This is a genomic window from Tanticharoenia sakaeratensis NBRC 103193, assembly GCF_000963885.1.
Lineage (GTDB): Bacteria > Pseudomonadota > Alphaproteobacteria > Acetobacterales > Acetobacteraceae > Tanticharoenia > Tanticharoenia sakaeratensis.
In genome coordinates this window covers 34,525-60,262 of record NZ_BALE01000009.1, presented here as the reverse complement: position 1 = coordinate 60,262, position 25,738 = coordinate 34,525, and the positions used below count along the sequence as shown (strand labels likewise).

Here is a 25,738-nt window from a genome sequence, read left to right as displayed (position 1 = left end):
CGCTGGGGTCATTAGAGCGCGCGGAGAAACTCTACCGAGTGATCGAGAGTGTCGCGTGCTTCGAGCCGGTCGAGGTCGAACTGATATTCGTGGCCCAGTCCGGCGCCCGCCGGCATGAACAGACGTGTAACCGGTGTGCCGGCCTGTTGCAAACTGTCGGCAAGAGCGACCGACTGCGGATAGAGCGTATCTGCATCGCCTGCGGCAATCAGGGTCGGCGGGAGGCGCACGCCGGGCTGGGAAAGCAGGTCGGCTGCAGGCGACTTCCTGGCGTAGGCGCCCAGAAAGGCACGCCGGATATCGCGCATGTCAGGCGGCGTGTCGCTCAGGCGTGTGCTGAACACACCGCAATACAGCATCTGGCCTGCGAGACGCCGGGCTGGCGTGACCGGAGTGAAGCCTGCCGCGCGGGCGTAATGCGGCATGTGGGCTGCCAGCATGAAGCTCATGGCGATATGCGCGCCCGCCGAGTCACCTGCTAGCACGAACGGGCGCTGCGTATCACGGGCAAGACAGGTCAGCGCAGCATCGAGATCGCGCAACGGGTTGGGGAATTGCGCGCGGGGGGTCAGCATGTAGTCGATGGCAGCTGCATCGAACCCGCGCTCGGCGAACAGCGCGCAATAGGGTCCGACATGACGGCGTGACCCGGCGATCCATCCGCCGCCATGAATCCACACGACCAGCGGCGTAGTACTGGCGGCACTGGGCGCCAGATAGACGTCGGCCTTGTAGGGACCGCGATAGCGCAGGGTCCGAGGCGATGGCGGGCTCGGGCCGAGATGGCGTTGCATCATCTGAGCCAGACGCACGTTGCCGCGGTCGAACCCGAGCCGGATGAACGGGATGGCAGCCGGCCCGTTTCGGGCGGCCAGCCACCGGCTCACATCCATGAGCCGATCGTCGAGGAATGTCATGAAGAGGCTGCCTCCCCGCGCCTTACTGGCAGGCGAGGCATTCCTCGTAATCCGGACCATCCGCCTTCGAGCGGGCGGCAACCGATGCTGTCGTCGCCACGGGCACTTTCTCGTCCTCGTCCATGATGTCGCGCTTGACCGCGATCGTGCTGACCGTATCCGCGCGCTGCACGGACAGGGAGCGACAATAGTAGAGCGACTTCAGTCCCTTCTTCCAGGCCATCATGTGGATCTGGTGCAGGTCGCGCTTGTGAACGTCGGCCGGCAGGAACAGGTTGACCGACTGTGCCTGGCAGATGAGCGGCGCGCGGTCGCAGGCATGCTCAACCACCCAGCGCTGGTCCAGCTCGAAGGCCGTCTTGAAGACGTCCTTTTCCTGCTGGTCGAGGAAATCCAGATGCTGGACCGAGCCCTTGTTCAGCGTGATCGAAGACCACACCGCGTCCGTGTTCTGCCCCTTCTGATCGAGCAGCTTGGTCAGATGCCGGTTGCGCACCGTGAACGAGCCCGAGAGCGTCTTCTGCAGGAAGACGTTGGCTGCGATCGGCTCGATCCCGGGGCTGGCATTCCCCGCGATGATCGAGATCGATGCCGTCGGTGCAATGGCGAGCTTGTTGGAAAAACGCTCCATGAAGCCGTATTCGGCGGCATCCGGACACGGGCCGCGCAACTCCGCGAGATGCTTCGAGGCTGCGTCCGCCTGGCTCTTGATCTGGGTGAAGATCTTGCGGTTCCAGACCTTGGCGATCACGCTCTCGAACGGGATGTTGCGGGCCTGCAGGAACGAATGGAATCCCATGACGCCCAGGCCCACCGAGCGCTCGCGCGCGGCGGCGTATTTGGCGCGCGCCATCTCGTCCGGCGCGCGGTCGATGAAATCCTGCAGCACGTTGTCGAGGAACAGGAGTACGTCCTCGACGAAGTTCGGCTCGTCTTTCCACTCGTCCCATGTTTCGAGATTGAGCGACGACAGGCAGCAGACGGCCGTCCGGTTCTTCCCGTGATGATCGATGCCGGTCGGCAGCGTGATTTCGGCGCAGAGATTGGAGGTCTTCACCTCCAGCCCGGCCATCTTGTGGTGCTCGGGGCGCGCGCTGTTCACGTGGTCGGAATAGATGATGTAGGGCTCGCCCTGCTCCATCCGCGCCGTCAGGATCCGGATCCACAGCTGACGCGCGGAGACGGAGCGGATGACCGACTGGTCCTTCGGCGACCGCAGTCCCCATTCCGCATCCGCTTCGACGGCGCGCATGAAGTCGTCCGTGATCAGCACGCCGTGATGCAGGTTGAGCGCCTTGCGATTCGGATCGCCGCCGGTCGGACGGCGCATCTCGACGAATTCCTCGACCTCCGGATGCCAGACCGGCAGATACACGGCGGCCGATCCACGGCGCAGCGAACCCTGGCTGATGGCGAGCGTCAGGCTGTCCATCACGCGGATGAACGGGATCACGCCGGAGGTCTTGCCGTTGCGGCCGACATTCTCGCCGATCGAACGAAGGTTGCCCCAGTACGAGCCGATGCCGCCGCCCTTGCTGGCCAGCCAGACATTCTCGTTCCAGAGGCCGACGATGCCATCGAGGCTGTCTTCGGACTCGTTCAGGAAGCACGAGATCGGCAGACCGCGGGTCGTACCGCCATTGGACAGGACCGGTGTCGCCGGCATGAACCAGTGACGCGAGATATAGTCGTAGATGCGCTGGGCATGGCCAGCATCGGCGCCATAGTAGGACGCGACACGGCCGAACAGATCCTGATAGTGCTCGCCCGGCAGGAGATAGCGGTTGTCGAGGGTGGCCCGGCCGAAATCGGTCAGCAACGCATCGCGCGAACGATCGACACGCACCGGATGATGGCCCGGCAGCTGCACGATATCATCCAGCATGCCCTGTTCGAGCATGCTGGGTTCAGGATCGTCCGACGGCGCCGGTCGCCCGTCCGGGCGGCGGTGCGAATCTGCGCTCACAGAGCCCTGATGGTCGGCCGTCGTCGTGTCTGAAATGGCCGTATCGTGCTCTAGCAGGCTCATCGCCGTCATCCCTGTCTGCCGTGACCGGTCCCGCGCTAAACCGCGTCCGGCACCACATTTCGTCTGTTGATGGGTCCAGACTACCAGATGTGGACGGTGTTGCGTCAAGCGTGGGTTAGGGGGCCAGAGGACCCGATCCGGGCGCAGGCCGCATGAAACCAGCAAACCCGGAGGCAAACATTTTTTGTGCCACGCGTTCGGCATCACGAGACCCCGCCCTCTGGACAGGAGGTCTGGAGTCCATGGAGTCGGAAGAAGGATATCACCATGAGCATCGACAAAACCGCATCAGCCCACTGGGAAGGCGGCCTGAGGGACGGAACCGGTCAGATCTCGACCCAGAGTGGTGCCCTCACGGGTCAGCCCTACGGCTTCAATACCCGATTCGAAGGCAGGCCGGGCACGAATCCGGAAGAACTGCTGGGCGCGGCCCATGCAGGCTGTTTCACCATGGCGTTGTCGATGATGCTCGGTGAAGCCGGACTGACCGCGACCGCGCTCGACACCAAGGCAACCGTCTCCCTCGACAAGAAGGGCGAAGGCTTTGCGATCACCAAGATCCACCTTGCCCTGACCGGCACCGTGCCGGGCGCCGATCAGGCCAGGTTCGAGGAGATCGCGACCAAGGCCAAGGAAGGCTGCCCGGTTTCGCAGCTGTTCAACACCGAGATCACGTTGTCAGCGACGCTCGCAGCCTGAACGCGCCTGCCGGGACGCCTTGTTTCCGGCGCTCTGCCAAGGGACAATCCGTCCCTTGGCGTTACAGTGCTCAAGCACGGACGTCGTGGGTTTGTCGACCAGACGCCCGCGCCCTTGGCCGCCCTCCTCCGCCGCGATGTGCGATCAGGATGGCACGCACGTCAGCGCTTGAAGCGCGTCGTCTGCGGGATCAGCGTCTCCTTCATTGGCAACCGCTCGATGTGGGACGCGCCGTAAAGCCCTTGGCCGCCAAGACAGACCGTCAGCACTTTCCGCGCATCGTCCAGTATTGCCCCACGACCGCTGCAACGTAGCAGCACGTCATTCCCTATGTAGCGCGGCGCTTCTTCGACCACAGCTCAGCCGCCTTTGTGTCGCAGGTGCCGACGACACAAGTATGGCGCGGGCGTCTGCCGAATACGCTGTGTGGCATCAAGGCTATCCCTGCCCAACACATATACGATGCAAATCGCAAACCCCGCGACCGGTTTACACTTGTGTCAAGGCGTGTCTCAGGCCGGCTCCTGTCGGCGACGCATCCAGATCGCAAAGGCGATACAGACGGCCGTTCCGATCAGGCCGCCCCACAGCGCCTGGGACGCCCATGCCTGCATCGCCGCAGCATGCCAGCCGTCCGCAAGGCTGGCGGTCTGGGTTTGGAACGACGCAGAATTGTCAGCCATCGTCAGATCGATATGGGCATTGATGGCCAGTCCGTCGAAGCAGCGGGTGAAGCACCGCTCGATCCAGGTGCCGATCATGGATTGACCGGTCGCGATCCGCTCGATCACCACGGCCGCGAACGGTATTCCAAATCCCCAGAGCGCCGGCGAGCGACGCGACGCGGAGGATACGGCAAGAAACCACCCAAAGATCGGCGCCATCGACAACGAGAAGATCAGTGCGTGATCTACCAGCATCCCCTTGGTCAGCAGCGTGACGAATCCCTGCGCAACCGGCACGTCGAACCAGGACCTGGCGCAGAGCAGGCCGATACCGAGTGCGATCTGGATCAGGATTTCAGCAGCGATGATGACGATCGGCAGAAGCGCCAGGGGTATGAATGCCTTGGCCATCACGGTCATGACATTGGAGACCGGGAGCGATTTCCAGAACAGGATTGTCCGGTCGCGGCGCTCGTTGTGGAGGGTGCCCAGACAATAAACGATGCCCGCAAACGCCGCGCAGATCAGAACGATCGCAATCCCCAAATCCAGTAGGGCATGCAGGATGATCCCGCTGGCGGCGGTCATCTCCCGACGCTCCTCGGCCGTGATCGACAGGTGGAATCCGTGAATGGCGCCCTGAATGGTTGCGAGCAAGAAACCCAGCAGCAGGATCGCGACACCGATCAGCGGCGATGCCGTCAGCCAGCGGTATTCCCAGATTTCGCGCCGAACCGACCACATGAACACGCGCGCCCGCGATATCGTGCGCTCGACAGGGAGCACCGCGCTCACGGCTTCGGCATCGTTCGTGAACGCGCTCATGCTGCTTCTCCTCGTGTCCGGTCGCCCTGCGTCTGGTTGCGCCGAAGCGCGTGATGCCGTCCCAGCAGTACGACGAACAGGTCGGCCACACTCGGCGTCCGCACATCCCCCAGTCCCGCCAAGCCCTCTGGGGCCACGGTATCGAACAGCATGATGCTTCGGCCCATGAGCAGATGCTCATGAACCGGCCCGAGCGACCGCGCCTCCTCGACATGCTCCGGACGCGGCATCAGTTCGACGAAGCGCTCGGCCACAGCGTCTATCGAACAGTCGAGAACGACGCGTCCCTGATCGATGAAGATGAGGTCGGTCAGAATATCCTGGATTTCCTCGACCTGATGCGTCGTGATCAGGATCGTCCGGTCATGGTCGAAGTAATCGTTCAGCAGCGAGATATAGAATTCCTTGCGATACAGGAGGTCGAGCCCCAGCGTCGGCTCGTCCAGCACCAGAAGCTTCGCGTCGATCGCCATGACCAGCGCCAGATGAAGCTGGGCGACCATGCCCTTGGACAACTCCCGCACGCGCGATTTCATCCGGATATCCGTTCGCGCCAGAAATTGTTCCGCTCGACGCCGATCAAAGCGGGGATGCACGCCTCCCACGTAGTCGAGCGTCTGCGAAACCCGCATCCAGCGCGGCAGCACGGCGACATCCGCAATGAAGCAGACCTCGCGCATCAGTGCCTCCCGCTCCCGCCAGGGATCAAGCCCCAGAACACGAAGTTCGCCTTCGAACGGGATGAGACCGAGAATGGCATTCAATGCCGTTGTCTTGCCCGCACCGTTGGGCCCGATCAGACCCACGATCCGACCCTTGCCGACACTCAGGTCGATCCTGTCCAGTGCGACCTTCGCACCGAAGCGCTTGCGGAGGCCTCGCGCCTCAATGACGTTCATGACGGCTCTCCCTTGTCACTGAGCAGATCCTCGGCTGTGAAGCCAAGACGCCGGATAGTCGCGCGGATTTCCGGCCATCGTTCATGGAGAAACACTTCGCGCTCGGTCCGCAGGAGAGCTTCGCGCGCGCCCTCGGCCACGAACATGCCAAGCCCACGGCGCTTTTCGACCAGTCCCTCGTCCGCCAGTTCCTGATACGCCTTGAGAACTGTCAGCGGGTTGATCTGCAATTCGGCTGAAACCTGCCGAACGGACGGCAGCGCCTCTCCCGGGCCCAGTTGTCCTTCGATGATCATCGCAATCACCCTGTCGCGCAGTTGCCGATAGATCGGCTGGTTTTCATTCCAAGATCGCTCCATGCGCCCCTCTCACGAGCCCTGAACGCGTGCTCTGGTGTTATAGGTAACTATATCACCGCATCACAGCAAGAGAATTTGCCGGTCTGCTTCAGGCCCCGCCGCCGGCTCGGCGCGGCAGGATGTGAAACAACCGAGGACGGATGCCCTCGCGAGGACACCGAGGCTTCCTGATCACATGCGTTGATTGGGGTGACGCCACTTGGGATATCGGGTCCAGTCGCTGACAATGTCTCGCCATCCAGCTTTCAGGATTTCGGCTCAGGAAGAGGAAGACGCCCCCTCCGCTGACCCGGATTTATTGCAGGGCAGTTCTTTGGGCATGCTGCGCCAACGGATCGTCGCGACACCACCGCGGTCGGGCGTGATGTGCGGCAGCCTGCGGCCTTCAGCGCTGCTCATCCGTTCGAGGCATTCCGTGGAGCAACATGCGGCTCCATCTGAGTGGGGAGACTCCGCGACTTTGCTTTCGGCAAGTATTTGCGGAAGGCGACCACGACTCCCATCAAAATCAGTCTTGTGACGCATTCAGGACGTTTCGCCAGCGACAAGATATTCCGGCGAGCCAGCAAGGTGATCTCAGACAACAGCTCTCGTGACAAAGCGGATTGAAGGCGGGAATCTGCTTGACGCGTCTGACACTGATCAAAAGACTTCGTGCTTGATTCGCCCGATATCCTGGCCGAACCGGCAAATGGATAGCAGTGTTTTTCACGGCCTGAAGGAAGCAGATGACTGACAAGAGACGGGCCTCAAGCCTGCTGACCGCCCCGTTGATGCTCGCCTGCACAGCACTTGCTGGCTGCGCGACATCGCCGGCTGCCGACAGATCGATCGGAATGCCCAACCCAGCGTCGGTCTACTGCCTCAAGCACGGCGGCACGCTGGAGCTTCGCAACGAACCCGGTGGACAGGTGGGCTACTGTCACTTGCCTGATGGAAGCGTGAAGGAAGAATGGCAATTCTTCCGCTCCTCGCGATCCTGACGGCCGTCACAACACGGCCCTAGGCAAGGCCCTGCTCAGCTTGCAGCGGGTTATCCGCAATGAACGATGCGGAGCTGGAAGAGGCCCGGATACATGCACGTCAACGCCGTTGATCGCCCAGCCGAGAGACAGTCTTAGAACGCGCCGATCTGTCCTCGATGGCGCAGTGCGTGATCCGCGAGCACACAGGCCATCATGGCTTCGGCAACCGGAACGGCCCGGATGCCGACACACGGGTCATGCCGCCCGCGCGTTGCGACCGCCACCGCGTTGCGTGCACGATCGACGGAGGCCACCTCCGTCAGGATCGAACTGGTCGGCTTGATCGCAAAGCGCGCCACGACCGGCTGCCCGGTAGAGATCCCGCCCAGTACGCCGCCTGCGTGATTGGCATCGAACGCGATGCCGCCGGGCGCCATGGGATCGGGTCGCATCGGGTCCGCGTTCTGCTCACCGCGCAGGCCGGCAACCTCGAACCCGTCGCCGATCTCGACACCTTTCACGCCATTGATGCCCATCAGAGCGAATGCCAGATCGGCGTCGAGCTTTCCATAGACCGGCGCGCCCAGCCCGGGGAGCACGCCCTCTGCCCTGACTTCAACGACGGCGCCGATGGATGATCCGGCCTTGCGTATCTCGCCCAGCAGCGTTTCCCACGCTGGCACCGTGCCGGCATCCGGACAGAACAGCGGATTGCGCCCGACCTCATCCCAGTTCCAAGCGGCAGGATCGATTCCGATGTCACCGATGCGCGTCAGGGCCGCACGGATCAGGACGGAATGCGGAAAGAGGGTGTCCAGCACGCGTCGCGCGACCGCGCCGGCCGCCACACGGCAGGCGGTCTCGCGGGCGGAGGAACGGCCGCCGCCGCGATAATCGCGATGACCGTATTTCAGGTCATACGTGACGTCGGCGTGGCCCGGGCGATAACGGGTTGCGATATCGCCATAGTCCTTCGAGCGCTGATCGGTATTCTCGATGAACAGCGATATCGGCGTGCCTGTCGTCATGCCTTCGAACACGCCTGACAGGATCCGCACCTGATCGGCTTCCCGCCGCTGGGTCGTGAACTTCGACTGCCCCGGCCGTCTGCGATCGAGGAACGGCTGGATATCCGCTTCACTCAGAGGAATGCGCGGCGGGCATCCGTCCACGACGCAGCCGATCGCGGGCCCGTGGCTTTCGCCCCAGGTCGTGACACGGAAGAGATGGCCGAAGCTGTTGTCCGACATGGCCCGCGCGCGTTTCGGATCAGTCGCCGGCGCCGGCGACCGCGATGTCAGGCGCGTTCGGGTTCTTCATGCCGACGATGTGGTAACCGCAATCAACGTGATGGGTCTCCCCCGTCACGCCCGAGGACAGGCTCGACAGGAAGTAGAGTCCCGACCCGCCGACGTCGTCCAGCGTCACATTGCGCTCCATCGGCGCATTGAGCTGGTTCCAGCGGAGAATGTAGCGGAAATCCCCGATGCCGTTGGCGGCCAGCGTCATGATCGGACCGGCCGAGATCGCGTTCACGCGGATATTGTCGGGCCCGAGATCGGCCGCCATGTAGCGCACCGATGCCTCCAGCGCCGCCTTGGCGACACCCATGACATTATAATGGGGCATCCAGCGCTCGCCGCCGAGATAGGTCAGCGTGAGCATCGACCCGCCCGGGTTCATCATCGCCGCCGCCCGCTTGGCCACCGCCGTGAAGGAGTAGCAGGAGATGTCCATCGCGGTCAGGAACGCGTCGCGCGGGGTGTCGACGTAACGCCCGCGCAGGAACTGCTTGTCCGCCCAGCCGATCGCATGGACGAGAAAGTCGATCTTGCCCCAGATGCGTTCGATCTCGGCGAAGGTCGCATCGATCGCGGCATCATCGCTGACGTCGCACGGCAGGACGATGTCCGAACCCACGCTTTCCGCAAGCGGACGCACGCGCTTGCCCAGTGCCTCACCCTGATAGGTGAAAGCCAGCTCGGCACCCTGGGCCGCGCAGGCATTGGCGATAGCCCAGGCAATCGAGCGGTCGTTGGCGACGCCCATCACCACGCCGCGCTTGCCGTGCATCAGCGTTCCGGTGGCTGGCGCAAGCGAGGCTTTTGACATGATGGCGGTTCCCGAATGAATGGCAAAAGGGCGCTGAACGCGCATTCGGCCCGGTGGTCGCACAGGCCGCACTGCCGAACAAGCCCTCAAAACCTCTGTGGGCGCCCATGCCCGCGCCATACCCCTGTCACGACCTTGGCTCAGAAAGCTGATATACCCGCGGTCATACCCTTTCGGAGAGACGCGATCCGATGACTGAAAACGCCTTCCCTCCGCTGCTCGACCCGGCAACGGCCCCCTTTCCCACCATTGCGGCGTGGATGAACGAGGCCGCGGAGCACGAGTTGAACGACCCGACGGCGGTGGCGCTCGCAACCGTTGATTCGCGCGGCCGACCGTCGGTCCGCATGGTGCTCGCCAAGGCGGTCGGACCGGACGGTGTCGTGTTCTTCACCAACCTCCAGAGCCGCAAGGGAACGGACCTTCACGGCAACCCGAATGCCGCGCTTCTGTGGCACTGGAAATCGCTGCGTCGGCAGGTGCGGATCGAAGGCCGTGCCCAGAAAGTCACGCCCGCTGAAGCGGACCGGTATTTCGCCAGCCGCCATCCCGAATCGCGGCGCGGCGCCCTGGCCTCGGATCAGTCCCGCCCCATGCCCGACCGCGAAGCCTTCGAGCGCCGCGTCGAGGAGTTGCGCGCACGCTACGGTGATGACGATATCCCCCGCCCCGGCTACTGGTCCGGCTTCCGGATCATGCCCGAAGCCGTGGAACTCTGGCAGGACCGACCGCATCGCCTGCACGACCGCGTGCGGTGGGAGAAGACCGAGGCGGGATGGAACGGAACGAGGCTGTTCCCCTGAGCGTTGGGTTGAACCAGCTTCGCGCCGGCTGTCAGTGATCCCGGCCACAAGTGATCATGGAGGCCAAGTTCATGGACATTCGTAACATTCTGGTTCCGCTCTATGACGGCGGCACCGATTCGGCCCTGACGACGGCGCTTTTGTTCGCCCGGAAGTTCGGTGCCCACATCTCGGCTCTGGTGGCGACAGGCGATGCGCGCGACGTCGCGCCCCTGGCGGGCGAAGGCCTGTCGGGTGCCATGGTCGAGGAGATGATGCAGGCGACGGAAGCGGAAGACCGCAAGCGCGTCCTGCAGATCAAGGCCAAGTTCGACGCCTTTACCCAGAAGCACGACCTTCGCCCGCAGCGGCCTCTGTCGTGGGATCGTTCGCCCGACGATACCGGCCTGAGCGCGAGCTTCGATATCGTCACCGGGTCAGCGCATGATGCCGTGGTCTGGCGCGCCCGCCTGGCCGACATGACGGTCGTGCCGCACATGTCCGAGACGGACAATGCGCGCGCGACCGAGACGCTGCATGCGATCCTTTTCGACAGCGGCCGGCCGCTGATCGTGGCGCCGCCGCGGATCCCCGCCGTCGTGGGCCGCAGGCTCTGCATCGCCTGGAACGGCACGGCCGAGGCATCCGCCGCCCTGCGCTCCACCCTCGCCGTGGCCCAGAGCGCCGATGCGGTCCGCGTTCTGGTCAGTCCGGATTATCACCGCATCGGTCCGGAGGGCGAACGCGTTATCGCCTACCTCAATCTGCACGGCGTTCATGCCGATCTGCACGAATTCCGGTCGATCGACCGCAGCGTGGGCGCGGGCATGCTGGCGGCCGCGCGGGCATTCGAGGCCGACATGCTCTCGTTGGGCGCGTATTCGCATTCGCGCCTGCGCCAGATGATCATCGGGGGCGTCACGCGGCATGTTCTGGAGAAGGCTGATCTGACGGTACTGATGAGCCGCTGATTTCCGCTCGACCGTGTTTTTGCCAAGGCGTTGCCGCCATGCTACCGCGACGCTCATGGATGCAGGCGACATCGGATCTCGCGCCGATACGGAAATTTCGCTGCCACGATCAGGGCCAGATGCGATCGCGGTCTGTGTCATTCGCCTGTATCTGGATTTCGCCCTGCGCACGACGCGCTGGCGGATCGAGGGTCATCCCGACGCCCGCGCTCTTCTGACACGTTCGCCCGCGCAGGCCGACGCGGGCGCCGTGGTGGCGTTCTGGCATCAGATCCTGCCACTGACACCAGCGCTCTGGAGCTGGGCGCGCGCGATCGAGCCCACCCTCTCCCTTCGTGTCCTAATCAGTCGCAATCGCGATGGCCGTCTCATCAGCGACATCGTGGCACCATGGGACATCATCGGCATTGCAGGCTCCACATCCCGGCGCGGCAAGGACAAGGGCGGCGCCCAGGCCCTGCGTCAGGCAACGCGTGCCCTGCAGGCCGGCATGCTGGTCGCCATCACCCCTGACGGGCCCCGTGGCCCCCTTCATCATGCACAACCCGGCACCCTTGCCTTGGCCCGGCTCGGCCATCGGAAAATCGTGCCGGTGGGTGGTGCTGCATCGGGGTGGCGGCTGGGATCGTGGGATCGCATGGTCCTCCCTCGCCCTTTCGGACGCGGCATCTTCGTCTGCGGCCAACCGCTCGATGACGGCTGCGAGCTGGCTGCACTCGAGACGGCCCTGAAGTCGACGAGCGAATCCGCGCTCCATCGTCACCGCGTGGCGACGCGTCGCCTTCAGGATCGGGCATGGGCGGCATTCGGCACCGTGGCGGCGCCGTTTCTGATTGCGCTGGTGCAGCGGCGGATTACCCGCGGGCGGGAAATTCGCAGCAGACGCCGCGAGCGCCTGGGCTTTGCTGCCTTCCCACGTCCTGACGGCCGGTTGATCTGGCTGCACGCCGCAAGCGTGGGCGAAGCCATCTCGCTTCGCCCGCTGCTGGATGCCCTCGTCGCCGCCGATCCCGCACGCACGATTCTGGTCACCACGGCGACCGTCACTGGTGCGGACATCATCGAGAGCCATGCACGCGCCCATGCAGGGTCCATTGTGCATCAGTTCATCCCGTTCGATGTGCCGCGCTGGATCGGCCGCTTTCTCGATCACTGGCGCCCGGCCGCCGCCATCCTTGCGGAGAGCGAAATCTGGCCGGGGCTGCTCGGCGAATGCAGGGCCCGCGGGATTCCGGTCGCGATCGTCAACGGGCGCATGTCCGAACGATCATGGTCACACTGGACACGCCTGGGGCGCATGACCTCGGCGTTCTTTGGCGATCTGGCCTGGGTTGCGGCACGCGGCCCGGAAGATGCCACCAGGTTCCGGGCCTTGGGTGCACGCGAGGTCCTTGAACTGGGGGATCTCAAAAAGGCAGCCCCCCCGCTTGCCGCCGACCCCGACGACCTCGCGGAGCTGCGCACCTTTCTGACAGACCGCCCCCTGTGGTTGTGCGCTGCGACCCATCCGGGCGAGGAAGCGGTCATCCGGAATGCCGCATTGCGCTTGCGGGATCGCTTCCCCGCTCTGCTGACGATCGTCGTGCCCCGTCATCCCCCGCGCGGCGCGGCAGTCTCGGCCATTCTTGATAATGCGCCGCGACGGAGCCTGGGTGAGACACCGTCTGAGGCGGATTTCTTCTGGGTCGCGGATACGCTGGGCGAACTCGGACTGTTCTATCGCCTCTGTCCGGTCGCATTTGTCGGCAACTCTCTGGAGGTCGCGCCTTCAGGCGGCGGACATAACCCCTACGAGCCCGCGAGGTTGGGAAGCGCCGTGATTTCGGGCCTGCGCATAGAAAATTTCAAGGATGCCTTCGCGGCTCTTGGCGATGCCGCCATCCTGACACGGGATGATTCGCTGGCAGACAGCGTGGCAGGATTGCTGGCAGACCCGAGTGCGGCTTCGGCAATGGGCGCCCGGGCACGGGAACGTGCGGGTGGGAATGATGCGACGATCGCATCGCTGGTCTCCAGGGTCGACACCATGACGCGGGAGTACGGCGCATGACCGTGCTCGGGCCGCCGTCGTTCTGGTACTCGCCTGCGGGTATGCGGGCGCGGGCACTCGAGCCCGTTTCCCGGATCACGGCGAAGATTGCACAGCGCAGGCTGAGCCGTGCGCCATTCGTCTGCGGCGTCCCCGTTCTGTGTTGCGGGAACGTCACCGTTGGCGGCACCGGAAAGACGATCGCCGCCCTCGATTTTGCCCGAAGGCTGATCCTGCGCGGTCGCACGCCTCATTTCCTGTCACGCGGATACGGCGGTCGACTGGCCGGACCCATCCGCGTCGATCCGGCGATCCACGATGCCGATGCGGTGGGAGACGAGCCGCTGCTGTTGGCCGCCGTGGCACCGACATGGATTGGCGCCAATCGTGCGGAGACAGCGCGGCGCGCCATCGCAAGTGGCGCCGATTGTCTCGTCATGGATGACGGCCTGCAGAACCATACGCTCGAACAGACATTCCGGCTGATCGTGGTCGATGGTGCCATGGGCTTCGGCAACGGTCGTCTGCTGCCGGCAGGGCCGCTCCGCGAGCCGCTGGACGACGCGCTGCTGCGAGCCGATGCGGCCCTCGTCATCGGCACCGAGCGCAGCCCGATCGTGTGGCCGCCGGGCCTGTGGCGGACGCAAGCCTGGATCGAACCTGACCTGTCGCTGCGCCGGCTGGCCGGCAAGCGCGTGACCGCATTCGCCGGAATAGGCAGGCCTGCGAAATTCTTCTCCTCTCTCATCGAGGCCGGCATCACGCCTGTCCGATGCCTGTCCTTCCCTGATCATCATCGCTATCGCGCCAAGGATGTCAGCCGGCTTCTGGCGCTTGCCGAGCGCGGCGACACGTTCCTTGCGACCACGGAGAAAGATGCTGTGAAACTGCCCGAAGAACTGCGCGACCGCGCGTTCGTCGTGCGTGTCGGCCTGCGCTGGGCCGATCGTCGTGCACCTGAAGCCATCCTGGACCGGTTACTCGCCACATCATGAGCGAATCAGCACCGAAAATCCGTCTTCAGCATCGTATCGAGGCGGGGCTCGCCAGCGGCGTGCTTGCCCTGCTGCGCAAGCTCGGGCCGGCGCGCGCCTCTGATTTCGGGGGGCGCGTGGCGCGTCTCGTCGGGCCTCGCCTTCCGGTGTCACGCATCGCCGCGCGGAACCTGACGCTTGCCATGCCATGGCTCGGCGGGCGCGCGCATCGCCGGATCATCCGGGACATGTGGGAAAACCTCGGCCGCACGGTCGGCGAGTTTCCGCATATCGCAGGTCTGGAGCGCGACACGGCGGCCGGGCCGGGATGGCGACTTCTGGGCGAAGAGATGCTGATCGATCAGGCGGCACGAGGTGGTGCTGCCCTGTTCGTGTCCGGGCATATCGGCAACTGGGAGGTCATGCCGCCGGTCTGCGCGCGCTATGGTCTGGCGTTCGCCCCCTTCTATCGTGCAGCCGACAATCCGCTGGTCGATCGCATGGTGCGCGATCTGCGACGCGAGGCCATGGGAATCGAGACGCCGCTTTTTCCCAAAGGGGCGAAGGGTGCCCGCGAGGCCCTGCTCCACATCGCGCGCGGCGGGCATCTCGGCGTCCTGTCGGATCAGAAAATGAACGACGGGATCGAGGCCCGGCTTTTCGGATATCCGGCGATGACGCCCAGCGCCGCTGCCGCGTTTTCCCTGAAGTATCGCGCGCCGATCGTGCTGGGACATGTGCGTCGCGACGGACCGGCGCGGTTCACCCTGACGGTCGATCGCGTGCTGACGCCGGAGCCGGGCCCTGATCGTAAGGCGGATATCCAGGCTCTGACCCAGACGATCAATGACCGGATGGAAGCCTGGATCCGCGAGGTGCCGGCAAGCTGGCTCTGGATGCACCGACGCTTCCCGAAGGCATTCTATCGCCCGGAAAAATGATGAATCCGCCACGAACGGGAGAAAGTCAGGGCCAGCGCACAAAAATTAGGCATCCATAATACGATTCACTGCCGCAACTATGGCGTTTGCGGAACTGATCATGGTTTTTTTGCCACATTGCCCGCTATTTGTGCGCCGGTTCCGCAATTGCGGAACATTTAAGATTGTGGACCAGGCAACTCGGTGAGTAACTTTTCATCACACGATCGCCCCGCAGTCGCGTGATGTTTCTCACGGCCGCAGCCTTCGCCCGATCCTCGTCCCCGCTTTTTGCAAGGACCCGTTCATGGCCCAGGCGTTTTCTAAACAAGAGTGCCCGTTCGACCGCGTTGAATCCGCTGTCATCAGTAATGTCGTTCCGCTCCGGCAGGACGTACTGCCCCGTCATCGCGAGTATCTCGCGCGCTGGCTGGATGCCGGGCTGCGGATGGGCCTGTGCGACGCGGACATCTACTCCGACAGCCGCCCCGGTTGCGGCGAAGTCGTCAATCACGTGCTGGTCTGGGTGCGCGAAAGCGCGGATCCGGCCTACCTGATTCGTCCCCAGGGCATGCGCTGGGTTCTGATCGACCAGATCCGCGAGAGCGATCTTGGTATCTACTCGAGCTTCGAGGCCGCGCTGAACGCGATCCGCCCCGTGCTTCCGATCCGCGATATCGCGGCCGCCTGAAAGCGGTGCGGCCGCCCGAAGGCGGCCCCGCGCTTCAGGAATGTGCGCTGGCAGGTGCAGGGATCGCGATCTGTGACCCGCCGCCCTTCTGAATTGCGAAAATAGCGAGAGATCGCGCCACATGCCCGTCAGGGGACAGCGCGAAGACGCCGTCCGTTCCGGAGAAGCCCTGCGACTGCGTCAGGCGCGCAGGATCGTACCCGGCATGCGCCATGATGCCCGCGATCGCGGCCGCATCGAATGCCAGATAGGCGACCGGCGTCGGCGTGATCTTGTAGTGCAGGCGGAAAGACCGAAGGAAACCCTGCCGGGCCGCCGGATCGGGCGCGGCATACCAGGCACCGCTCAGAGCCGACAACTTCGTTGCGAAGGCATCCCATAGGGCAGGCCCCATGATCTGTACCTTGTCTCCGGAGACCTGATCGGCCTGAAGCGCGCTGATCGTCTCACCCAGCTGCAGACCCGTATCGGCCAGCAGAAGCGCGTCGAACGGCGGTGGGGCAAGAGGTGCGGCTGGCTGATTGGCGGGCGGCGTCACCGGTGCAGGTGAAGGCGCTGCCGGTTGCCCGGCGCTTGTCGGATCGACAGCCGGATCGACAGGGCTCTGTGACGCCGGCGGCTGTGCCGGCGCTGTGCTGGCCTGTCGGCTGTCGAACGCCGACAGCGTGCGCAGGCTGCCGCGGATCGCATCGGCTGTCGGACCGTGATAAACGACATTCGGCGGCGCAAGCGCTTCATCCGCGCAGGCCTGAACCAGCGCCTGACCCATCGCATGGCCCAGTGCATTGTCCGGAAGGAATGCCGCGAAATGCTGGCGCCCGGCCGCCTTGGCAGCCGACACCATGCGCCTGACCTGCTGTTCCGGCGTCAGTCCCAAAGTCCAGACACCGGCCTGCGCGCGGTTCGTATCGCTGGTAAACGCCAGAACCGGTGTGTTCGCAGCGATTGCGAGCGGAGCGACCTTCGCTGTGTCGGACGCCGTCAGCGGCCCGAGCAGAAGCTTGTCGCCATGGCCAATCGCTTCCCGCGCGGCCGTATCGGCGCCGCCCGGTGCCGCAGTATCATGCGCATCGATCTCGGGCATGCTCGGGCCGCTCGGCAGCGCAAGATGCATCGCATCGAGCATCTCGTGCCCAAGTCCCGCCATCGGGCCGGACAGCGGCAGAAGAGCGCCGACGGATGCTGCCTGAGGCGTTGCAGGCGCTGGCGGAAGGCCGCCGACGCCGCCCGCGGGCGTGTTTTCGGAGCCCCCGCCTGCACAGGCCGCAAGCCCGAGGGCGAGCATGGTTGCCGATAGCAGCTTGCACCGTGCACCCGCGGGCTGTGAAAAGAATGAACCGTTCCGATCCGGAGGTCCGCTTGTCCGGCCATTCATCTCGACCCGATACTCCTGTCTCATCGTCCGGCACCCGCTCGGATGTCGAGGCCGATGCTTCTGTAGCGCAAACCATGGGCTCGCACAGCCCGGGCCTCACACTCGTCGCGACCCCGATCGGCAACCTCGGCGACCTGAGCGATCGGGCTGCGGCGGTTCTCGGCCAGGCCGATCTGATTCTGTGTGAGGATACCCGGGTCACGTCCCGTCTGTTGTCATCGCGCGGCATTGCAACACCCACTCGGGCGTTGCACGACCACAACGAGCAGAACCAGGTTTCGTTTCTGGTCGACAAGCTTCAATCCGGCGCACGCCTGGCGCTCGTCTCGGACGCCGGGACACCGTTGATGTCGGACCCCGGCTACCGGCTGGTGCTCGCCTGCATCGAGGCGCGCGTGCCCGTCAGTGCCGTGCCGGGGCCGAATGCCGCCATCATGGCGCTGACGCTCTCGGGACTTCCTCCGCATCCCTTTCTGTTCGTGGGATTTCCACCACCGCGCGCGCAGGCACGGCAGACCGCGTTCGCCCGGCTTCGGGCCGCCGAACAGGCTGGCCTGCACGCGACGCTGATCTGGCACGAAGCGCCGCACCGCTTATGCGAAACGCTCGAGGATCTGGCCCTGGTGTTCGGGCCGGACCGGCCGACGGCAGTAGCACGCGAACTGACCAAACGGTTCGAGGAGGTCGTGCGCGGGACGGTAAGCGAGGTCTCGGCCCACTTCGCCGAAACGGCTCCGCGCGGAGAAATCACCCTTCTGGTCGGGCCGCCGCCGGCCGACGACAATGGCGCGGCCTCACTGGACGAGCACCTGCGGCAGGCGTTGCGCGATCATTCCGTCAAGGATGCGGCGACCCTGGTTGCCGGGATCGTGCAGCTGCCCCGGCGGACCGTGTATGCGCGCGCGCTGGAACTCGCCCGCGAAGCGGAGTGATCCGCCTCAGTCCTGCTGCTTCGGCAGATCGAACAGGGATGCCGGAAGAGAGGCCGGCGTCCTGATGTCGAACAGGTCGATCTCGGTCTCGCGTCCTTGCGCGTCGTTGGCGACCCAGCCGTGAAGCGACAGCGGGTGGTCGTTCAGAAGCAGCGTCAGGCTTCCCTCGCCCGGCGTTGCCGTGCGCACCAGCGTCATCTGGATCTGGCCGTTCCGATGACTGAAGCCCGTGATGGTCACGGCACCCGACAGAGCGATCGTGGGCGCCAGCAGGAGCCCCAGTGGCGTCCGGTCGAGCGGAATCGTCGTCACCTGCCCGATATCGCGATCCTGATAGACGACCTGCCCCTGATTGGCGACGAGCAGGAGCGGGCTTGGCTTGTCGTAGTCGAACCGCATCCGCCCGGGGCGGGACATGGACGCCATGCCCGTGCTCCGGCGGCCATCGGGCGCGATCTGCTGAAACCGGGCCTGAAGTGTCGTGATCGTGCCGAGCTGATCCTGGATCCGGTCGATCCAGCCGCGATCGACAGGCGTCAGCGGCGCCGGCACGGCCTGCGCATGGGCCGCGCCCGGCATGCCGGACATGGCCGCTGCCAGAAGCGCGAGGACGAGAGAACGTCGAAACATTGGTCTTTTCCTGTCAGGACGCGCCGATGGCGACACCTGCCGCGAATACCAGGGCGCCACCCAGAACGATCTGGACGACGGCACTGCCGAACGGGGTGTCCTGATAGCGCCAGCGGATCCACGAGATCAGCATCAGCTCGAACAGCACCGCGATCATGGCGACCGCGAACGCCACCCGGAAATCGTGAATAAGGAACGGCAGCGTGTGAAGGATGCCACCGCTCGTGGTCATGAGCCCGCAGATGACGCCCCGGAGCAGAGGCGCGCCACGCCCCGAAAGGCGCCCGTCATCCGATAGCGCTTCGGCAAATCCCATCGAGATGCCGGCGCCCACGGATGCCGCAAGCCCGACGAGAAACGCCTCGTGCGGGTTGTGGGAAGCCAGGGCTGCGGCAAACACCGGAGCAAGCGTCGAGACCGAGCCGTCCATGAGGCCCACGAGGCCTGGCTGGACGACCTGCAGGACAAGCCGGCGTCGTGCCGCCTCGTCTTCGGTCTCACGCTTGTCGTCGGGCAGGTTCTCACGGGCGATCCGGTCCGCGGTCTGCGTGTGACGGTCTTCCTCCGCCGCAAGGTCGCCCAGCAGCAATCGTGCTTCGGCATCCGTGCAGCGTCCGGCGGCCTCGCGATAGAATCGGGCCGCGTCCTGTTCCATCTGACGCGCCTGATCGCGAATCGTGTCGATGCTGCGTGACTTGAGCTGCCAGGCCGGACGACGGGCCGGAAATCCGGCGATATCCTGACGACGGACCAGCGGTATGTGACTGCCGAACCGCTTCATGTAGAGGTCGATCAGATGACGCCTGTGGGCATCTTCCTCGGCCGCCATCTCGAAGAAGATCTGCGCGCTGTCGGGGTAGTCGTCCGCGATCAGCTGGCCGAGATCCGCATAGATCCGGCCGTCCTCCTCCTCGTTGGAAATCGCAAGCGCCAGAACCTGCTGCTCGGTCAGATCGACGAGCTTGGGCATGTCAGACGCGTGCTTCCGTAAAGATGGGCGTCACGTCGCCGCTCCAGACCGTGCGATAGCGCTCGAGCCAATGCTCCGCCTGTGTCGGCGCGCCATCCGCGATAGCCTCGAGCGGCGCGAGATACGGACGTTCGCCCAGGCCCCGTGCCAGAAGGCCGTCGGCTGCAATCGAGAGTACCCGGCGGGCGAACGGGCGCAGGCCGCCGGGGAATGCCGCGTTCATGGCATCTGTCGGAACAGCAGCCCGCAGGTCGGCATAGGCCGACCATGGATGCTCGCGCACCAGCTTCTCCGCCGCATGCAGGGCGGCGTCGTCATACAGCAGTCCGACCCAGAGGGCGGACTGCGCCAGCATCATCTCCGGCGAGCCGGCGTCCGCGCCGCGCATCTCGAGAAACTGCTTGAGGCGGACGTCCGGGAAAGCCGTCGTCAGATGATCTTCGAAGTCCCCCAGCGTCGGCTCGAGCCCTTCGAGTACAGGCGCCGGACGACCACCCATCCAGTCGCGGAACGAACATCCGGCGGCATCGATCATCCGGCCGTTGCGCATGACGAAATACATCGGCACGTCGAGCAGCCAGTCGACATAGGCATCGAAGCTGAAATCACCTTCGAAGAACTGCATCGGCATGCCGGAACGCGTATTGTCCGTATCGGTCCAGATCCGCGCGCGGTTCGAGAGGTAGCCGTTGGGCTTTCCGTCAACGAAGGGGGAGTTGGCCAGCAGGGCCGTCGCCAGAGGCTGGAGCGCCAGCGAGACCCGCATCTTGCGCGCCATGTCGGCTTCATCGGCGAAATCGAGATTGACCTGGACCGTGCAGGTCCGCGTCATCATGTCGAGGCCAAGCTTGCCCACGCGCGGCATGTGGCGTCGCATGATGGCGTAGCGGCCTTTCGGCATCCACGGCATCTGGTCGCGCGGAACGAGAGGCTGAAAACCGATCGGCGCGAAACCATAGCCGAGCGCTTCCGCCGGGCCGCGCACGGATTCGAAATGAGCCGCCATCTCGTCGCGCGTCTCATGCAGGGTCCGCAACGGACCGCCGGAAAGTTCGAACTGGCCGGCAGGCTCGAGCGAGATCGAGGATCCCTTCTCCGGCCCCTGTCCCTTGAGCCCGATCAATGCGCCGGCAGGCTCGATCGCGTCGTCCATGATCGGCGACCATGCGGCTTCGTCGCGTCCGATGGCCTGCAACAGCGCCTCGATCCCGTCGGGACGGAACGGCGGCGGCATGAACGCGGTACCGCCATGCCCCGGCAGGCGGAAGCCGAACTTCTCGTGCTCCGTGCCGATCCGCCAGTCCTCCCGCGGTTTACAGCCGCGCGCGAGGATCCCGATCAGTTCCGCCCGCTGGCGGATGGGCGTATCATTCTCTTCACCGGGATTGGACATGGGCGTTCGCGGAAAATCCTGCCTGAAGGCGTGCCAGGTCTGAATGCCCGGACGTGTCCCCCTCCGTGCCAGCCCGCGAGCGTGCTTGCAACAGTCCAAGCGTGACACAGGCCGCCGTATCGGCCCGAAGCACCAGCGGGCCAAGGGATATCGGGCGCACGAAGGCCGCGCGCTCGAGCCGGGCCGCCTCACCGGGTGAGAATCCTCCCTCCGGCCCGATCAGTGCCGCAAAACCCTGCGGCATTGCTGACAGATCCGTCTTCGGATCCGTCATGCGTTCCAAGGCCGCATACAGAGGAACATCCGATGGCCAGCCATCGAGTGCAGCTCCCAGCGTGATCAACGGATCGATCTGCGGGATATCGAGGCGTTCGCATTGTTCCGCGGCCTCGATGCAGATGGCGCGCCAGCGTTCGGGATTGATTCGATGCGTGTTGGTCCGCTCGGTCGTGACGGGTGCAAGCCGGCCCACGCCCAGCTCGGTCGCCATACGGATCACGAGATCGGTTGCATCACGCTTGAGCGGTGAGAAGACGAGTGTCGGACCGCCGGGCGGCGCGGGTTCGCGCAGACGGGACTGCAGATGCACCTGCCCGCGTCCCTTGCGGATGTGCCCGATCCGGCCGAGCCATTCACCGTCACGCGCATTGAAGGGGCGCACTTCGGCCCCTTCGGCAAGGCGAAGCACCACGCCGAGATAATGGGCATGCTCGGGCGACAGCGCGATATCCGCATCCGGCTGCCAGACCGTATCGCCCGGTTCGATGAACAGGCGGGGGCTGTCCTGCGCGATGGTGTCCTCCAATCCGCTATCTGGTCTATAAGAACGACGATGAAAATGAACCACAGCGAAGCGGACCGAAACCCCTCGCGGGGTCCGTGTCGGTGGATGTCCTGCCGGAGCCCGTCATGATCCCTGCGCGCCCGGCCGCCCATACCGATATCAAGTCCACCGGATGGGCCGCGCGCCTGCCCCCCCGCGCGCGCGCCTATGTGCTTCTGGCGCGGCTCGACCGGCCGGTCGGCACCTGGCTGCTTTTTCTGCCGGGGCTCTGGGGGCTCCTGCTGCCGCCGGGGGTATCCGTCTGGTCCCGGCTTCATCTGGCCATCCTGTTTGCGATCGGCTCGCTGGCCATGCGGTCGGCGGGCTGCGTCATCAACGATCTGTGGGATCGCGATATCGACGCGAAGGTCGCCCGCACGGCAGGGCGGCCGCTGGCCTGCGGTGCCCTGAGGCCACGCGACGCGCTCCTGTTTCTGGTCGCATGGCTGCTGATCGCGGTTCTCGTGCTTGCGCAGCTCCGACCGGCAGCCTGGGCTCTGGCGCCGCTCGGGCTCGTGCTGACCGCGCTGTATCCGCTGGCCAAGCGCGTGACGTGGTGGCCGCAGCTGGTGATGGGATTCACGTTCGGATTCGGCGCCCCCATGGGCGTCGTGGCGGCGACGCCGGGCGAGCTTTCGCCCATGATCGAGCCGCTTCTGGCGCTGTATGCCGGCGTGATCCTGTGGCAGCTGGGCTTCGATACGATCTACGGCTTCCAGGACATGGAGGACGATGCGCGGATCGGTGTGAAATCGACTTCGCGGCTGATGGCAGGCCGGGCGCGCATGTTCATCGGCGGTTGTTACGCCGCGGCACTCGTGCTGCTGGCGCTTTCGGCACGCGCGGCCGGGCTCGGATTGTGGTTCTGGCCCCCCTTCGCGCTTGGATGCGCGCTGCTCGGATGGCAGGTCGCGATACTCGATCCAGCCAATGGGCCGCGAGCCCTCAGGCTCTTCAAGGCAAACGTCCCGGCAGGCTGGATACTGGCGCTCGCGTTTGCCTGCGGACGTCTGCTCTGAAATGAACGAAATCGAATTCGTCACGCAGCAGACGGTCGCGGCCCACCCGCCGCTGGTGCCGGAAATCGCCCTGCATCTGGCGACCGAGATTACACCGTTGTGGCAGGCAACCGAGACACATCTGGCACGATCGGGCATCGAACCGCCGTTCTGGGCATTTGCCTGGCCCGGCAGTCAGCTCATCGCCCGGCATGTTCTGGACAATCCGGAGCTGGTTGCCGGACGCCGCGTTCTGGATTTCGCCTCCGGCTCCGGGCTTGCCGGCATCGCCTGCGCCATGGCGGGGGCTGCCTCGGTCCTGTGCAATGATATCGACCCAATGGCAGCCTTTGCCGTCGCCTTGAACGCAGGCCTCAATAACATAGCCGTCGAGACCGAGACCGCGGATCTCGTTGGCCGGGACTGCGCATGGGATCTGATCCTGTGCGGCGATATCTGCTACAACGCTCCGATGGCAGCCCACATCATGCCATGGCTGCAACGCTGCGCCCGAACGGCCGAAGTCTGGATCGCCGACCCGGGACGGGCCTATCGCCCGACGATGGGTCTGGCCGAGATCACGAGCCGGATCGTTCCGACGTCTGAAGAGCTTGAAGACCGCACCACACGCCGGACCACGCTTTATCGCGTGACGCCGGCCTGACGCCGTCTGCCGACGACCAGACGCGACCCGCTCAACAGACACGCAACGAGACCGGACAATGTCGCCAGCGCCAGACAGCGCTCTGGCGCCAGATCGGCGTGGATCGCAAAGACCCCTGCCACCAGAAGCGCGCCCAGCGTCTGGCCGCCGAGACGTGCGACCGACAGCAGACCGCTGGCCCCGCCTTCCCGGCCGCGCGGTGCGAGGATCATCATCATGCGATTGTTCGGCGGCTGGAAAGCGCCGAAGCCGCAGCCCGCCAGCGCCGTGCGCCACACGATATCGACATTCGATGCATCGGGCGGCAACAGACGCAGCAGCAGGAAGCCCAGCGCCGTCACCCCGATCCCGACGGTCGACAGAACGCCTGCCGGCAGTCGGTCCGCGACCTTGCCGATGGTATAGGACATGACCGCAACACCCACGGCCCATGGCGCAATGAGGAAGCCTGTGACCGAAGGACTGCGGTGCATCAGCGTCTCGAGTGTGAACGGCATCGAGATGATGAAGAAGTTGGACGCGATGAACGCGACCATGCCGACGAAGAACGCGACCGCGAATTCCGGATCGCGCAGCAGGTCGACCGGCACGATCGGATTGGCGCGCCCGCGCTGACGGCGCAGCAGCAACGCCCATGCGATGATGCCGACCACGAACATCACACCGCCCGAATCGGCGTGTCCGTGCACGATGTCGTCGAGTCCCAGCACCGTGAACACGAACGCCGCAAGCGTTGCCACGATACCCGCGACATCGACCGCCACGGTGGAGCGCGGCGTCTGCGGCAGCGCGGACCAGGCGAGCCCGAGTGCCGCCAGTGCCAGCGGGATATTGATCCAGAAGATCCATGGCCAGGTTGCAACCGACAGGACGATCGACCCGATCGTCGGCCCGAGGGCCACGCCGCTGCCGATGACGAGACCGTTCAGCGCGATACCGCGGCCGATCTGCTCGTGCGGATAGATGAAGCGGATCAGGGCGATGTTGACGCTCATGATGCAGGCGCCTCCGAACCCCTGCAGCGCACGCGCCAGCGTCAATTCCAGCAGGGTATGCGAAAGCGCGCAGAGCGCGGATGCGACCATGAACAGCATGATGCCGATGCGGCACATGCGGGCGAAACCGATTCGCGCGCCGATCGATGCCAGCGGCAGCAATGCGGCGAGCGATGCCAACTGGTAGGCGTTGATGACCCAGATCGACTGTGATGACGTCGCCTGCATATCTCGCGCGATCGTCGGCAGTGCTACGTTTGCGACCGCGTAGTCGAGAACCGACAGCAGGACGGAGAGAGCGACCGCCAGCATCGCCTGCCAGCGCAACGGCTGCGGCAGGCCGGTCGGCCCCTGTGTCGTCGAAATGCCGGGACTGCCCATTACCGGAGCGTGCGTGCGAACAACGCGTTGGTGTTGGCCATTGCCTGCAGGAAGAGCGCTGCATCGAAGCGCGGCGCGCCGTCGCGCAGGAACGCATGCTGGCCATCGACCTCATGCCATTCGAGCGCCGTGCCGGCCGCCTCAAGCGCATCGCGGATCTTGCGGCGTCCCTCATAAGGAACGTGCGGGTCCGATCGGCCCCATGTCATCATGAGTTCGCCGCGGATTTCGGACACGCGCGCAAGGCTGTCGTCCGAGCGGCCCGCACCGAGGGATGCCGTGTGCAGATCCGTCGCATAAAAACAGGCCGCGCCCAAAATGGCCGGATGCAGTGCTGCACGGAAGGCCAGGTGACCGCCCAGGCACACGCCGAACGAGCCGATTCGGCCCGTGCAGTCCGGGTGGCTTCTCAGCCAGTCGGTGAGCGCATCGAGATCTGTATCGTAGCCCGACACCGGCTTCTCGTATTTGAGCGCATTGCCCCGGTTCGTTCCCGGAACGTCATATTCCAGGACCGATCCCGCAGGTTCGTATTCGTGGTATACCTCGGGTGTCGCCACCAGATAGCCCTGCCCGGCGATCATCGCGGCAAGTCGCGCGACCGGTGCCGTGACTTGGTAGATTTCCGAATACAGCACGACGGCCGGAAACCGGCCCGCCTTGACCGGGCGCGATACATGCACGCGCATCGGACCTGTGGGGGTTGCGATGTCGCAGGTCTCGTCCGTCCTGATCAGCAT

At 64.9% G+C, this 25,738-nt stretch carries 26 protein-coding genes; 11 read left to right on the top strand and 15 right to left on the bottom strand.

What is annotated here, in order from left to right:
• Positions 1 to 11: 11 nt before the first annotated feature.
• Both B8446_RS02935 and B8446_RS02930 read right to left on the bottom strand, forming a co-directional pair.
• Entirely contained in the window at positions 12 to 917 is a 906-nt protein-coding gene (locus B8446_RS02935) for an alpha/beta hydrolase (RefSeq protein WP_048847060.1), read from the bottom strand.
• A 22-nt stretch (positions 918 to 939) separates the two neighbouring features.
• Positions 940 to 2,817 (bottom strand): ribonucleoside-diphosphate reductase subunit alpha, encoded by a 1,878-nt coding sequence (locus tag B8446_RS02930; RefSeq protein WP_241767618.1) that lies wholly within the window; start codon positions 2,815 to 2,817, stop codon positions 940 to 942.
• A 396-nt stretch (positions 2,818 to 3,213) separates the two neighbouring features.
• Between B8446_RS02930 and B8446_RS02925 the strand changes: the two genes are divergently transcribed.
• Positions 3,214 to 3,645 (top strand): OsmC family protein, encoded by a 432-nt coding sequence (locus B8446_RS02925; protein ID WP_048847058.1) that lies wholly within the window; start codon positions 3,214 to 3,216, stop codon positions 3,643 to 3,645.
• Positions 3,646 to 3,806: 161 nt separating this feature from the next.
• Here B8446_RS02925 and B8446_RS16210 read toward each other — a convergent pair whose 3' ends face one another.
• The 4 genes from B8446_RS16210 to B8446_RS02910 form a co-directional block, all read right to left on the bottom strand.
• Entirely contained in the window at positions 3,807 to 3,965 is a 159-nt protein-coding gene (locus B8446_RS16210; RefSeq protein ID WP_158507515.1) for a hypothetical protein, read from the bottom strand.
• A gap of 192 nt (positions 3,966 to 4,157) precedes the next feature.
• Entirely contained in the window at positions 4,158 to 5,135 is a 978-nt protein-coding gene (locus B8446_RS02920; protein WP_048847056.1) for a hypothetical protein, read from the bottom strand.
• Entirely contained in the window at positions 5,132 to 6,034 is a 903-nt protein-coding gene (locus B8446_RS02915; RefSeq protein WP_048847054.1) for an ABC transporter ATP-binding protein, read from the bottom strand. The genes B8446_RS02920 and B8446_RS02915 overlap by 4 nt, the downstream gene beginning before the upstream one ends.
• On the bottom strand, positions 6,031 to 6,393 hold the full coding sequence (locus B8446_RS02910) for a GntR family transcriptional regulator (protein WP_048847052.1): 363 nt from the start codon (positions 6,391 to 6,393) through the stop codon (positions 6,031 to 6,033). The genes B8446_RS02915 and B8446_RS02910 overlap by 4 nt, the downstream gene beginning before the upstream one ends.
• A gap of 728 nt (positions 6,394 to 7,121) precedes the next feature.
• Between B8446_RS02910 and B8446_RS02905 the strand changes: the two genes are divergently transcribed.
• Positions 7,122 to 7,376 (top strand): putative hemolysin, encoded by a 255-nt coding sequence (locus B8446_RS02905; RefSeq protein ID WP_084712020.1) that lies wholly within the window; start codon positions 7,122 to 7,124, stop codon positions 7,374 to 7,376.
• Positions 7,377 to 7,510: 134 nt separating this feature from the next.
• Here the strand turns inward: B8446_RS02905 and aroC are convergent, their stop codons facing one another.
• Complete coding sequence (aroC, locus tag B8446_RS02900) at positions 7,511 to 8,608, bottom strand: chorismate synthase (RefSeq protein WP_048847050.1); 1,098 nt, start codon at positions 8,606 to 8,608, stop codon at positions 7,511 to 7,513.
• A gap of 19 nt (positions 8,609 to 8,627) precedes the next feature.
• A complete protein-coding gene (gene fabI, locus B8446_RS02895) occupies positions 8,628 to 9,470 on the bottom strand; it encodes an enoyl-ACP reductase FabI (protein ID WP_048847358.1) in 843 nt (280 codons plus the stop codon).
• Between the two features lie 191 nt (positions 9,471 to 9,661).
• On the opposite strand from fabI, the gene pdxH reads away from it, so the two are divergent.
• The 6 genes from pdxH (at position 9,662) to B8446_RS02865 (ending at position 15,837) form a co-directional block, all read left to right on the top strand.
• Positions 9,662 to 10,273 carry a pyridoxamine 5'-phosphate oxidase gene (gene pdxH, locus B8446_RS02890; protein ID WP_048847047.1) on the top strand — a complete coding sequence of 204 codons (612 nt, stop codon included), beginning with the start codon at positions 9,662 to 9,664 and terminating at the stop codon, positions 10,271 to 10,273.
• A gap of 71 nt (positions 10,274 to 10,344) precedes the next feature.
• Positions 10,345 to 11,223: a universal stress protein gene (locus B8446_RS02885; RefSeq protein ID WP_048847356.1), complete on the top strand. Its 879-nt coding sequence runs from the start codon at positions 10,345 to 10,347 to the stop codon at positions 11,221 to 11,223.
• 55 nt (positions 11,224 to 11,278) lie between these two features.
• Positions 11,279 to 13,273, top strand: a complete 1,995-nt coding sequence (locus B8446_RS02880) for a glycosyltransferase N-terminal domain-containing protein (RefSeq protein ID WP_053053658.1) — start codon at positions 11,279 to 11,281, stop codon at positions 13,271 to 13,273.
• Positions 13,270 to 14,247: a tetraacyldisaccharide 4'-kinase gene (lpxK, locus tag B8446_RS02875; RefSeq protein ID WP_053053656.1), complete on the top strand. Its 978-nt coding sequence runs from the start codon at positions 13,270 to 13,272 to the stop codon at positions 14,245 to 14,247. The genes B8446_RS02880 and lpxK overlap by 4 nt, the downstream gene beginning before the upstream one ends.
• On the top strand, positions 14,244 to 15,167 hold the full coding sequence (locus B8446_RS02870; RefSeq protein ID WP_048847045.1) for a lysophospholipid acyltransferase family protein: 924 nt from the start codon (positions 14,244 to 14,246) through the stop codon (positions 15,165 to 15,167). The genes lpxK and B8446_RS02870 overlap by 4 nt, the downstream gene beginning before the upstream one ends.
• Positions 15,168 to 15,453: 286 nt before the next feature.
• On the top strand, positions 15,454 to 15,837 hold the full coding sequence (locus B8446_RS02865) for a hypothetical protein (RefSeq protein ID WP_048847043.1): 384 nt from the start codon (positions 15,454 to 15,456) through the stop codon (positions 15,835 to 15,837).
• A 34-nt stretch (positions 15,838 to 15,871) separates the two neighbouring features.
• On the opposite strand, the gene B8446_RS02860 is transcribed toward B8446_RS02865, so the two are convergent.
• Entirely contained in the window at positions 15,872 to 17,122 is a 1,251-nt protein-coding gene (locus B8446_RS02860; protein WP_048847350.1) for a penicillin-binding protein activator, read from the bottom strand.
• A gap of 164 nt (positions 17,123 to 17,286) precedes the next feature.
• Here B8446_RS02860 and rsmI point away from each other — a divergent pair, with 164 nt between their 5' ends.
• A complete protein-coding gene (rsmI, locus tag B8446_RS02855) occupies positions 17,287 to 18,144 on the top strand; it encodes a 16S rRNA (cytidine(1402)-2'-O)-methyltransferase (protein WP_048847041.1) in 858 nt (285 codons plus the stop codon).
• Positions 18,145 to 18,150: 6 nt separating this feature from the next.
• Here the strand turns inward: rsmI and B8446_RS02850 are convergent, their stop codons facing one another.
• The 4 genes from B8446_RS02850 to B8446_RS02835 are packed head-to-tail and all read right to left on the bottom strand — an operon-like array spanning position 18,151 to position 21,942.
• Positions 18,151 to 18,774: a LolA family protein gene (locus B8446_RS02850; RefSeq protein ID WP_048847039.1), complete on the bottom strand. Its 624-nt coding sequence runs from the start codon at positions 18,772 to 18,774 to the stop codon at positions 18,151 to 18,153.
• Positions 18,775 to 18,787: 13 nt separating this feature from the next.
• Positions 18,788 to 19,744 carry an iron exporter MbfA gene (gene mbfA / locus B8446_RS02845; RefSeq protein WP_048847037.1) on the bottom strand — a complete coding sequence of 319 codons (957 nt, stop codon included), beginning with the start codon at positions 19,742 to 19,744 and terminating at the stop codon, positions 18,788 to 18,790.
• A gap of 1 nt (position 19,745) precedes the next feature.
• Positions 19,746 to 21,137: a glutamate--cysteine ligase gene (locus B8446_RS02840; protein WP_048847035.1), complete on the bottom strand. Its 1,392-nt coding sequence runs from the start codon at positions 21,135 to 21,137 to the stop codon at positions 19,746 to 19,748.
• The gene (locus B8446_RS02835) at positions 21,121 to 21,942 is read right to left on the bottom strand and encodes a 16S rRNA (uracil(1498)-N(3))-methyltransferase (protein WP_241767603.1); all 822 of its coding nucleotides are present in this window, start codon (positions 21,940 to 21,942) and stop codon (positions 21,121 to 21,123) included. Before B8446_RS02835 ends, B8446_RS02840 begins: the two co-directional genes overlap by 17 nt.
• Positions 21,943 to 22,046: 104 nt before the next feature.
• Here B8446_RS02835 and ubiA point away from each other — a divergent pair, with 104 nt between their 5' ends.
• Together ubiA and B8446_RS02825 are read left to right on the top strand one after the other, a co-directional pair.
• A complete protein-coding gene (gene ubiA, locus B8446_RS02830; protein WP_048847346.1) occupies positions 22,047 to 22,979 on the top strand; it encodes a 4-hydroxybenzoate octaprenyltransferase in 933 nt (310 codons plus the stop codon).
• A gap of 1 nt (position 22,980) precedes the next feature.
• Entirely contained in the window at positions 22,981 to 23,622 is a 642-nt protein-coding gene (locus B8446_RS02825; protein WP_048847033.1) for a class I SAM-dependent methyltransferase, read from the top strand.
• On the opposite strand, the gene B8446_RS02820 is transcribed toward B8446_RS02825, so the two are convergent.
• A complete protein-coding gene (locus B8446_RS02820) occupies positions 23,601 to 24,998 on the bottom strand; it encodes an MFS transporter (RefSeq protein ID WP_053053654.1) in 1,398 nt (465 codons plus the stop codon). The genes B8446_RS02825 and B8446_RS02820 overlap by 22 nt on opposite strands.
• Positions 24,998 to 25,738, bottom strand: coding sequence for a dienelactone hydrolase family protein (locus B8446_RS02815; protein WP_048847031.1), 741 nt, complete (start codon positions 25,736 to 25,738; stop codon positions 24,998 to 25,000). Before B8446_RS02815 ends, B8446_RS02820 begins: the two co-directional genes overlap by 1 nt.